At 66.6% G+C, this 9,917-nt stretch carries 11 protein-coding genes and 1 riboswitch; of the genes, 5 read left to right on the forward strand and 6 right to left on the reverse strand.

The annotated features are described in order from the left end of the window. The 3 genes from ACKAE7_RS19580 to thiE form a co-directional block, all read right to left on the reverse strand. Positions 1-1,465 (reverse strand): DEAD/DEAH box helicase (locus ACKAE7_RS19580; protein WP_408980065.1); only part of this gene is annotated, 1,465 nt, incomplete at its 3' end. A 303-nt stretch (positions 1,466-1,768) separates the two neighbouring features. Continuing rightward, a complete protein-coding gene (locus ACKAE7_RS19585; RefSeq protein ID WP_408980066.1) occupies positions 1,769-3,274 on the reverse strand; it encodes an RNB domain-containing ribonuclease in 1,506 nt (501 codons plus the stop codon). Between the two features lie 76 nt (positions 3,275-3,350). Further along, positions 3,351-4,100, reverse strand: coding sequence for a thiamine phosphate synthase (gene thiE, locus ACKAE7_RS19590; RefSeq protein WP_408980067.1), 750 nt, complete (start codon positions 4,098-4,100; stop codon positions 3,351-3,353). 27 nt (positions 4,101-4,127) lie between these two features. Next, a riboswitch (TPP riboswitch) is annotated at positions 4,128-4,245 on the forward strand. Here thiE and ACKAE7_RS19595 point away from each other — a divergent pair. The 4 genes from ACKAE7_RS19595 to ACKAE7_RS19610 all read left to right on the forward strand — a co-directional run bounded on the left by ACKAE7_RS19595 (position 4,241) and on the right by ACKAE7_RS19610 (position 7,029). Then, complete coding sequence (locus ACKAE7_RS19595; protein WP_408980068.1) at positions 4,241-5,596, forward strand: FAD-dependent oxidoreductase; 1,356 nt, start codon at positions 4,241-4,243, stop codon at positions 5,594-5,596. (Overlaps the previous riboswitch by 5 nt.) Further along, positions 5,593-5,829, forward strand: coding sequence for a sulfur carrier protein ThiS (thiS, locus tag ACKAE7_RS19600; RefSeq protein WP_188809730.1), 237 nt, complete (start codon positions 5,593-5,595; stop codon positions 5,827-5,829). The genes ACKAE7_RS19595 and thiS overlap by 4 nt, the downstream gene beginning before the upstream one ends. 5 nt (positions 5,830-5,834) lie before the next feature. Further along, positions 5,835-6,647, forward strand: coding sequence for a thiazole synthase (locus ACKAE7_RS19605; protein WP_408980069.1), 813 nt, complete (start codon positions 5,835-5,837; stop codon positions 6,645-6,647). 43 nt (positions 6,648-6,690) lie between these two features. Continuing rightward, positions 6,691-7,029 carry a 4a-hydroxytetrahydrobiopterin dehydratase gene (locus ACKAE7_RS19610; RefSeq protein WP_408980070.1) on the forward strand — a complete coding sequence of 113 codons (339 nt, stop codon included), beginning with the start codon at positions 6,691-6,693 and terminating at the stop codon, positions 7,027-7,029. A gap of 159 nt (positions 7,030-7,188) precedes the next feature. On the opposite strand, the gene ACKAE7_RS19615 is transcribed toward ACKAE7_RS19610, so the two are convergent. The 3 genes from ACKAE7_RS19615 to ACKAE7_RS19625 are packed head-to-tail and all read right to left on the reverse strand — an operon-like array spanning position 7,189 to position 8,467. Beyond that, the gene (locus ACKAE7_RS19615) at positions 7,189-7,491 is read right to left on the reverse strand and encodes a hypothetical protein (RefSeq protein ID WP_408980071.1); all 303 of its coding nucleotides are present in this window, start codon (positions 7,489-7,491) and stop codon (positions 7,189-7,191) included. A gap of 37 nt (positions 7,492-7,528) precedes the next feature. Next, positions 7,529-7,753 (reverse strand): DUF3107 domain-containing protein, encoded by a 225-nt coding sequence (locus ACKAE7_RS19620; RefSeq protein ID WP_104185044.1) that lies wholly within the window; start codon positions 7,751-7,753, stop codon positions 7,529-7,531. 48 nt (positions 7,754-7,801) lie between these two features. Beyond that, positions 7,802-8,467 (reverse strand): TetR/AcrR family transcriptional regulator, encoded by a 666-nt coding sequence (locus ACKAE7_RS19625; protein WP_104185043.1) that lies wholly within the window; start codon positions 8,465-8,467, stop codon positions 7,802-7,804. Positions 8,468-8,550: 83 nt separating this feature from the next. Between ACKAE7_RS19625 and moeB the strand changes: the two genes are divergently transcribed. Next, the gene (gene moeB / locus ACKAE7_RS19630) at positions 8,551-9,750 is read left to right on the forward strand and encodes a molybdopterin-synthase adenylyltransferase MoeB (protein ID WP_408980072.1); all 1,200 of its coding nucleotides are present in this window, start codon (positions 8,551-8,553) and stop codon (positions 9,748-9,750) included. Positions 9,751-9,917 lie beyond the last annotated feature (167 nt).

The following is a 9,917-nucleotide window of genomic DNA, read 5'->3' on the forward strand; positions in this document are numbered from 1 at the left end:
CTGGGCGAAACAGGCAAGAAGAACGCCCGCGGAGGCCGCGACGCCGGCGGTTCCCGCGACCGCGGGGGCCGCGGGCGTTCTTCTTGCCTGTTTCGCCCAGGTCCTCCAGCACCTCGGCGTCAACACCGGCGAGGGTGCGCTTGTCGCGCGGAAGCCGGCCCTTGGTGCCTGCGGGAATGTCCAGGTCCTCAAAAAGATGCGGAGAAGAGGAGTAGGTTTCAATGGGCTCCGGCACGCTCAGGCCCAGGGCTTTGTTGATCAGTCCCCAGCGCGGCATGTCGTCCCAGTCCACGAAGGTCACGGCGGTGCCCTTGTTGCCGGCACGGCCGGTGCGGCCCACCCGGTGCAGGTAGATCTTTTCGTCTTCCACGCACTGGTAGTTGATGACGTGGGTGACGTCGTCCACGTCGATGCCGCGGGCGGCGACGTCGGTTGCCACCAGGACATCCACCTTGTTGTTGCGGAAGGCCCGGAGCGCCTGCTCGCGTGCTCCCTGCCCGAGGTCGCCGTGGATCGCGGCGGCTGCAAAACCGCGGTCCACCAGTTCCTCCGCGACCTTGGCCGCGGTGCGCTTGGTCTTGGTGAAGATAATGGTCCGGCCGCGGCCCTTGGCCTGGAGGATGCGGGCCACCACCTCGATCTTGTCCATGCTGTGCGCACGGTAGATCAGCTGGCGGATATCCCGCTTGGTGAGGCCTTCGTCATCCGGATCAGCAGCACGGATGTGGGTGGGCTGGGTCATGTAGCGGCGGGCCATGGCAATGACGGGGCCCGGCATGGTGGCGGAGAACAGCAGGGTCTGGCGGACCGCCGGCGTGGCTGCGATCAGGGTTTCGACGTCGGGCAGGAAGCCGAGGTCAAGCATTTCGTCAGCCTCGTCCAGGATGACGACCTTGACGTTTTTCAGGCTCAGGTGCTTCTGCTTGTAGAGGTCGATGAGGCGCCCGGGGGTTCCCACCACAACCTCCACGCCATTCTTCAGGGCTTCCACCTGGGGCTCGTAGGCCCGGCCGCCGTAGATGGTGGCGATGCGTGCGTTCCTCTTGCGGGAGGCCGTCTGCAGGTCGTTGGCCACCTGCACCGCCAGTTCACGGGTGGGGACGATGACCAGGGCCTGCGGCGCGCCGGGAACAGCGAGCTTTTCGTAGCCGGCGTCGTCCCGGCCCACCACCCGCTGCAGGGCGGGAATGCCGAAGCCCAGGGTCTTGCCGGTGCCGGTCTTCGCCTGGCCGATGATGTCGTGGCCGGAGAGGGCCACCGGCAGGGTCATGGCCTGGATGGGGAAGGGATGGGTGATTCCGGCGTCCGCCAGGGATTCCACGATGTCGGCGCGGACGTTGAAGTCCGCGAAGGACTTCTCCTCAATCTCATGCGGCTTCTCGTCGGAGATGATGGTCTCTTCCGGCTCGATCGTTTCGGTGCCGGAGTCGTCCGTCAGAAGCTGGTGGGTATGCAATTCACTCACGTGGAGTTTCCTTATTCATTTGGGCATTGGCGCTGCCTGCTCAACGGGCCGGCCCAAGGCCGTTCCGGAGCACGCTCAGGCGCGCAAGCAATTCCAGTGGAAGCCGATCGCGGGCTATCTAAAATGCTGGCACTGGTGACCAGCGGGTGTATCTCAAGATCGCGTAGGGGCGGGCTTGTTGGTTTCAAATCAAGGAAATCAACGACCGGGCATCCATTTCTACCTCTTCAGTCTAGCCGCACGGAAACGGAAACCCGGCTTTGGCCCGGTGTGCCTGCCAACCCGCAGGAGAAACCGCCCCTCTCAGGACAGGGAGGGGACCAGCTCGAAATGCACTTCCCGGGTGGCAATGTCAGAGGACACGAGGCGCACCCGGACCTTGGTTCCGGCCACCAGTTCGCCGGCACAACGGGCCGTGACGGCAGGCTCTGCAATCTGGATGATGCCGGAGCCGCCGTTGCCGTTGCCGTTGCGGCCGTTGCCGTTCTTTCCGTTGCCGCCGTTCCCGTTTTCCTTCTGGGGCTTGGACCCGGAGATCACGATCGCGTCGAACTCCTGTCCGATGTGGTTCACCAGGAGCGCAGCCTCCACTGTGTCCAGGGCCAAGCGTTCCATCCGGGACGCCAACTGGTCCGAGCCGGCCATGATCTCGGGAAGCGACGGCAGCGCCTCACGGACCCAGCCGGGCACCTCGCCGCCGTTGCACAGGGCCTCGCAGGTCACCAGGACAAAGCGGTCCACCAGGCGGCGCAGCGGTGCGGTGGTGTGGGCGTAGGCGGCCCCGATGGCGGACTGCACAGCGTCCTCAGGGACCGTGCCGTCGAACGCCGTATACGCCGCACCCCGGAAGAGCATTCCCGCCGAATGCATAATGGCCAGCTGGCGGGGATCGGTGGGGTCCAGGCTGCGGAGGTATTCGCCGTAGCTGACCTCACCGTCCCAGGGCTTCCCAAGTGCCTCCGTCTGGAGCCGGAAATGGTGCAGGGAACGCTCGTCCGGTGAGGGCATGGTGCGGAGGATGCCCACTTTGCCGGCCAGCATGAGCTGCGCCGCCGCCATTCCCGTCATGAGCGAGATCTGGGCGTTCCAGTCCTCCACGGGAAGCTGCGGGGCCGCGGCAATCCGGTAGCCGCCGTCGGGAAGCTGGACAATTTCCTGGTCCGGCATGTTCAGGCTGGCACCCTCCCTGGCACGCTCCAGCTCCACGCGCTTGAGCCCCACCTCTTTGAGGAGGACCAGGACGTCTGAAGGGCTGCCGCCGTCCAGTTCCGCCTGGGCGCCCTTGTAGCTGAGCTTGGCGCGGCTGCGCATCCGGGCCCGCCTGACCGTCACGGTTGTGACCTCGGCGCGGGCATCAAGGCGGAAGTCCCACACAAACGCGGAACAGTCCTGCCCCGGCAGGAGGCTTCCGGCGCCCTCGCTGATGACCTCCGGGTGCAGCGGAATGCGGCCGTCCGGGGTGTAGAAGGTCTGGCCGCGGCGCCGCGTCTCGGCATCCAGCGGACCGCCGGGAGCCACGAATGAGGGCACGTCGGCAATGGCGTAGAGCACGCGGTAGCTGCTGCCGTCCCGTTCAATGTGGAGCGCCTGGTCAAGGTCCGTGGACGACGCCGGATCGATGGTGATGAAGTCGATGCCCGTCAGGTCATGGGACGGCAGCCGCAGTGCCGACACCGCGGCCTCGGCGTCCTCCACTGCATCTTCCGGGTAGTCGCCCGGCAGCTCAAGCTCCGTCCGCAGGGCGCTGAGGGCAGCCTCGAGGGCGTTGGTGTGCTCGTGGACACTGGGGGCCAGCCGATGATGTGACACGAAAATCAGCGTAGCCCGAATTCCGCGAATAGTGCAGGGAACCGCCCGCGGGATGCGCCGCAGATCCGGCGCCGCGTTACGGGCGGGCGGCGTCCAGCGCGTCGAGCAGCGATGCGGCTGCGGCTGCCGGGTCATCGGCTTCCGTAATGGCCCGGACCACCACGATCCTGCTGGCCCCGGCTTCCACCACCTGTTTCACGTTGCCGTGGTCAATCCCGCCGATCGCGAACCAGGGCACGCCGCCGTCGGACTGTCCCTGCCCCTGCGCCGCTGCTGCCGCGGCCGCATACTTCACCAGGTCCAGCCCGACGGCGGCGCGGCCGGGCTTGGTGGGTGTTGCCCACAGCGGCCCCACGCAGAAGTAGTCGAGCGCCGCCGGGCCGGCGGCCGCGGCCAGGGCGGCATCCACCTGTTCAGGGCTGTGGCTGGACAGGCCGATGGCGGCGTTCCCGTTCAGCAGCGTCCGGGCTGCCTCAAGGGGAAGGTCTTTCTGCCCGATGTGGAACACCGGCGCTCCGGACAGCACGGCAATGTCGGCGCGGTCGTTTACTGCCCACAGCCTGCCGTGGCGGACCGCCGCCTCCTTCAGGATGGCCAGAAGTTCCAGCTCCTCGGCTGCCTCTATGGACTTGTCCCGGAGCTGGATGATGTCCACGCCGCCCGCGAACGCGGCATCCACGAACTGCTCGAAGTCGCCCCTGCTGCGGCGCGCGTCCGTGCAGAGGTACAGGCGCGCATCGTGCAGCCCGGCACTCCCTTCCGCGTTGATAAAGGCGTCGGTACCGGACGGACGGGAAGCGGCGGCAGGGGGGTGGGACACATTCATGGGAGCCAGCCTAATTCCTTTACACTGGGCTCGTACTGCGGGAGCCGCGGCAGCTGTCACAAAGCGCCGGGCTGAGAGGGCGTCAGAGCCGACCGCTTGACCTGATCCGGTTAATACCGGCGTAGGGAAGGAGACAATCGATGCCTGATGTGCATGGCGTAACCGGCACCCCTTCTTTCGGCTCAACAATCAGAGCCGATGTGGCGGTGATCGGCGGAGGAGCCATAGGCCACGGCATCGCCTGGGAAGCGAGGCGTTCGGGCCGTTCAGTGGTGGTGATCGACGATGCCCCCGGCTCCGGAGCCAGCCGGGCGGCCGCAGGGATGCTTGCGCCGGTGAACGAACTGCATTACCAGGAGGAGGACCTCCTGGAACTCATGCTCGAAGCCTCCGTCCGCTGGCCCGGTTTCGCTGCTGACCTCGCTGCGGCCGCGGGCTCGGATCCCGGATATCTTACGACGCCGACCCTCGCCGTGGGTGCCGACGCCGCGGACCGGCAGTCGCTGCTGGACCTGCGTGCCGTCCAGCTGGCCAACGGGCTCACGGTTGAACCGCTCACCATCCGCGAGGCCCGCCGCCGGGAGCCGCTGTTAAGCCCGGGCATCGCCTGTGCGCTTGATACGCCGGCGGACCACCAAGTGGACCCCCGGCTGCTGGTGGCCTGCCTCCGCCGGGCCCTCGCCGGGGATGCCGGCGTGGCCGGAAGCGGCGTAGCCGGCGCCGCCGACGGATTCGCCGTGCCGGACAAGGCATCAGGCCTGCTCTGGCGGGACGATGCCGTAGCCGGAGTAGCCCTGGAAGGCGGAGGGACCGTACTGGCCGGGGAGACCGTGGTGGCCAACGGACTGCACGCCCCGGAACTCACCGGACTGCCGGTGGACCTTCACCTGCCGCTGCGGCCGGTCCATGGGGACATCCTGCGGCTCGCGGTACCGGTGCATCTCAGGCCCCTGGTGACCTCGACAGTCCGCGGTCTGGTGCGCGGGGTCCCCGTATATATCGTTCCGAGGCAGGACGGAACCGTGGTGATCGGGGCAACCCAGCGTGAGGACGCACTGGGCAGGGGCGCCGTCTCCAGCGCCGGTGCGGTGTCGGCAGGGGGCGTGTACCAGCTTCTCCGCGATGCCCAGGTGCTGGTGCCCGCCGTCGCTGAGCTTGAGCTGCTCGAGTGCACGGCCCGCGCCCGGCCCGGTACACCGGACAACGCCCCGCTGCTCGGAAGGGTGCCGCTACCAGAAGAACCCGCGGGCAGGCAGCCCGCCCCCGGAAGGCCCGGCGCTCAAGGGTCCCGCCACGTACGGGGGCTCATCATTGCCACCGGATTCTTCCGCCACGGCATCCTGCTCACCCCGGCTGCGGCCGCAATCTGCCGCGAACTCATGGACGGCATCGAGGACCCCCGCTGGGCCCCGTTCAACCCCGGCCGGTTTTCCGCTGCTCCCTCCCACCTGGTTGAAGCGGCTGCAACCCCACCCAACACCCAGGAGACAGCATGAACATCACCCTGAACGGAACCGGCCGCAGCGTGGCCGACGACGCTTCCATCACCGCGCTCGTCAGCGAGGTCACGGGCCGTCCACTGGCCGCGGACGGCCGGGCCACGGACGGGCGGAAGCTGGGCGTGGCCGTAGCCCGCAACGCCCAGGTGGTGCCCCGCAGTCTGTGGTCCGCCACGGCGCTCGCCGAAGGCGACGACGTCGAACTTGTCACGGCAGTACAGGGAGGCTGACCACCATGACCGGAACCACCATCACCAACAGCCAGCTGTCCGGCGTTCAGGACCCCCTGGTGATCGACGGCGTCCCACTGGCATCCCGGCTCATCATGGGCACCGGCGGCGCGCCCAGCCTGGACGGCCTGGGCGCCGCGCTCCTGGCGTCCGGGACTTCACTGACCACCGTGGCCATGCGCCGCTATTCGCCAAACGAGGCGGGCTCGCTCTTCCAGCTGCTGGTGGATCACGGCATCCGGGTCCTGCCCAACACCGCAGGGTGTTTTACGGCGCGGGATGCGGTCCTCACGGCTGAACTGTCCCGGGAAGCCCTGGAAACCGACTGGGTGAAGCTTGAGGTCATCGCGGATGAACACACCCTCCTGCCGGACGCCGTTGAGCTTGTGGACGCCACGGAGCAGCTGGTCAACAGGGGATTCAAGGTTTTCGCGTACACCAATGACGATCCCGTCCTGGCCCTGCGGCTCGAAAACCTCGGAGCTACCGCTGTGATGCCGCTCGGCTCGCCCATCGGGACGGGCCTGGGCATCCTCAATCCGCACAACATCGAGCTCATCGTGTCCCGGGCCTCGGTACCGGTGGTGCTGGACGCGGGCATCGGCACGGCCTCCGACGCCGCCCTCGCCATGGAACTGGGCTGCGACGCCGTGCTCCTGGCCACGGCGGTGACCCGGGCGCAGAACCCCGCCCTGATGGGGGAGGCCTTCAAGCACGCCGTCATCGCCGGTAGGCTGGCGAAAGCGGCTGGTCGCATACCCCGCCGTGAACACGCGCTGGCGTCGTCGGCAATGGAAGGCCGGGCCGAGTTCCTGTAGGGCCCGCCGTCTGCCGGGTGGCGCCCTGATGCAAGGAGCAGCAGTGGCCGGCAAAGATGCACTTCCCCCGGAACGGATCGACGAAGCCCTGGCTGAACTGCCTGACTGGCGGGCCGGCAACGGCGGGCTGGTCACCGTCTTCAAGATGCCGACGGCGGCTGCCGCACTTGAGCTGATTGCCGCCGTCGGACGCCTGGCCGAGGAACAGAACCACCACCCGGACCTTGACTGGCGTTACAACCGCGTCTTTATCCGCTACACGTCCCACGACGCCGGGGGACAGGTGACCGGCCGGGACCTCGCGGCAGCCGCAGGAGCAAGTGAAGCAGCGGCAGCTGCGGGCGCCAAGGCAGAGCCGGCGAAGTATGTGCAGGGGCAATAGCTGCCGGCACAGCGTTAGTTGCCCCCAGCAGAACAGGCGGGTCGCTGAGCGCCCGCGCCACCAGCCCCTGTGTTCCTAACGGGCAGTGGCCGCCACCCATAGGGGTGGCGGCCACTGCCGGCTGGCTTGGAGTGCGCTGCACGAGGTGCTCGGCAGGCCTCAGGCCCGAAGGATTGCAGTCAGCCGTTGGGTATCCTGACGCGCACGTGAACGGCCGAGGTAGATGGCGGCCGTCGTTGCGGACGCGGCTCCGAGCACGATCGGCAGGACCCAGGGAATCCAGGTGCGTCCCGGCAGGTATCCGAATCCGGCGGCCATCAGGATGATCCATGCCAGGGCTGCCACGGCCACGGAAACCCCGGCAGGCACGCCGGCCCCGTACTTGGCATGCCGCTTGTCGTTTGCCCAGACAATAAAGCCTGCTGCGGCGGCGGCCAGTACAACAATGGTCAGCGAAAGCATGGTCCTCCTTGGGCTACGGGTGGTTCGTCGGCAGGCCCTAGAACTGGCCGAAACCTACGCGCCGTGCCTCTTCGGCTCCGATCTCCACGTAGCCCAGGGCGTTTCCGGGAACAATGATCAGGCGTCCCTTGTCATCCTTCAGGCGGAGTTCGCTGCCCTTGGTGATGGCATCCTCAACAATCTTGGCTACCGAATCCGCATCCTCGTTTGATTCCAGGACAATTTCGCGGCCGATATTCTGAACGCCGATTTTAATTTCCACAGGGGCCTCCCAGCCATTCACGTTCGTTGGTTATGTCTTATTTGTAGTCTAGGACTCTTTGGGGAAGCGAGAGATTCCGCGCCAAGCTAAACGGTAGATGAGGTCGCTGGCTACATCGAGGTCCAGGTTGCCGTCCGTTTCAAGCCAGTAGCGGGCACTGACCTGCGCCATTCCGGCGAGCCCCCGGCCCAGGAGCTGCGCCTCGAGATGGGGGAGCTTGGTGTCCTCGGCGATGACGCGTGCGATGGCGTCGGCAAACGTCCTGTTGAAGGTTTCCAGGCGTGCGCTGACGTCCGGATCATTGACCAGGTCCGACTCAAACACCAGCCGGTGCGCCTGGTCATCGTTGGCGATGAACTGGAAGTAGGCCCGCATGACGGCCTGCACGCGCTCGTCATTGTCCGTCGTGGAGTTCAGGGCCCCCAGCATGAGGTCCGTCAGGGACGCAAGGTGGCTCTCCAGCAGGGCCAGGTACAGCTCCCGTTTTGAGGGAAAGTGCTGGTAGAGCACCGGCTTGCTGACGTGGGCCGTCTCGGCGATTTCATCCATGGCTGCACCGTGGTAACCGTTGGCCACGAAGACTTCCTGGGCTGCCATGAGGAGCTGGGCGCGCCGCTCGTCCCGGGGAAGCCTGGCTGACCGTTGGCCTGCAGGACGCGAGGGAGCTTGCGGTTCGGCGGCCGGCGGGCGGTTAGCCCGTGCTTCATGGACCACGGTTGTCCTTCTTTCGTTGCAGTTACCTCCACTTTACTGCGGGGTAATATGACCGGGCGGTATCCCGGGGCATACATTGAAGTATGGCTTCGACAATCAGCGCAAATGTTTCACCTGTGTCCCTGGATCCGCTGGTGGAACCGGCAGCCGACCTCACCGCCGCAGAGGTGGAACGCTACTCGAGGCATCTCATCATCCCCGAGATCGGCGCCCTCGGGCAGCGGCGGCTCAAGAATGCAAAGGTGCTGGTGATCGGTGCCGGCGGACTCGGGTCCCCTGCGCTCCTGTACCTTGCCGCCGCCGGCGTAGGCACGCTGGGAATCATCGACGACGACGACGTTGACCTTAGCAACCTGCAGCGCCAGGTCATTCATGGGGTGGCGGACGTTGGCCGCCCCAAGATCGAGTCGGCACGCGATGCCATCGCCGCGTTGAACCCCCTGGTGGACGTCCGGCTGCACAATATCCGCCTTGATGCCACCAACGCACTGGAACTGTTCGCGGGCTACGACCTCATCCTCGACGGCGCTGACAATTTCGCCACCCGCTACCTGGTAAATGACGCAGCGGCCATCCTGGGCAAACCCTACGTCTGGGGCTCCATCTTCCGTTTTGACGGACAGGTCAGCGTGTTCTGGGAAAAGCACGGGCCCACCTACCGGGACCTCTACCCTGAGGCGCCCCCCGCGGGCTCTGTGCCCTCCTGCGGTGAGGGCGGCGTGTTCGGCATGCTGTGCGCGGCCGTGGGGTCGCTGATGGTGACCGAAGCGGTCAAGCTGATTACCGGCGTCGGACGTTCCCTGCTGGGGCGGGTGGCGCTGTTTGATGCGCTGGGCGGAAGCTGGCGGGAGATCCGCGTATCCAAGGACCCGGCCGCGGAACCGATCACGGAGCTGACGGACTATGAGGCCTTTTGCGGGATTGCGCCGGCAGAACAGGCGGACACCGAACATTCCGTCACGGCCGCGCAGCTCGCCACCATGCTGGCCTCGCGGAAGGCAGGACTCAAGGACTTTGAACTGGTGGACGTGCGGGAACCGGGTGAGCACCATATTGTCCGCATCGACGGCGCTGTGCTGATCCCGCAGGGCAGGATCCTCGCGGGGGAGGCCTGGGAGGAGCTCCCGCAGGACCGGGACATCGTGTTCCACTGCAAGGCCGGCACGCGGTCGGCCAACGTCCTCGCCGCGGCCAGGAAAGCGGGCTACCAGCGGGTCAGCCATCTCGACGGCGGGATCCTCGCCTGGGTGCGTGAGGTGGAACCCAACAAACCCGTCTACTAGGACGCTCTCTCATGTGATGTGGGTTAAATCGAAACGCTCTCTCACCTACCGCAGGAAAACCCGAAACCCTCTCTCACCTGCCAGCAGAGGGTGAGAGTGTCCCTATGTTTTTCGTCAAGCTGCTGTTGGTGTTTGGGCTTGGTAGAGGCTGCCGTCGCGGAGCATGG

Source organism: Pseudarthrobacter sp. NKDBFgelt (assembly GCF_046097905.1).
GTDB classification, from domain to species: Bacteria; Actinomycetota; Actinomycetes; order Actinomycetales; family Micrococcaceae; genus Arthrobacter; species Arthrobacter polychromogenes.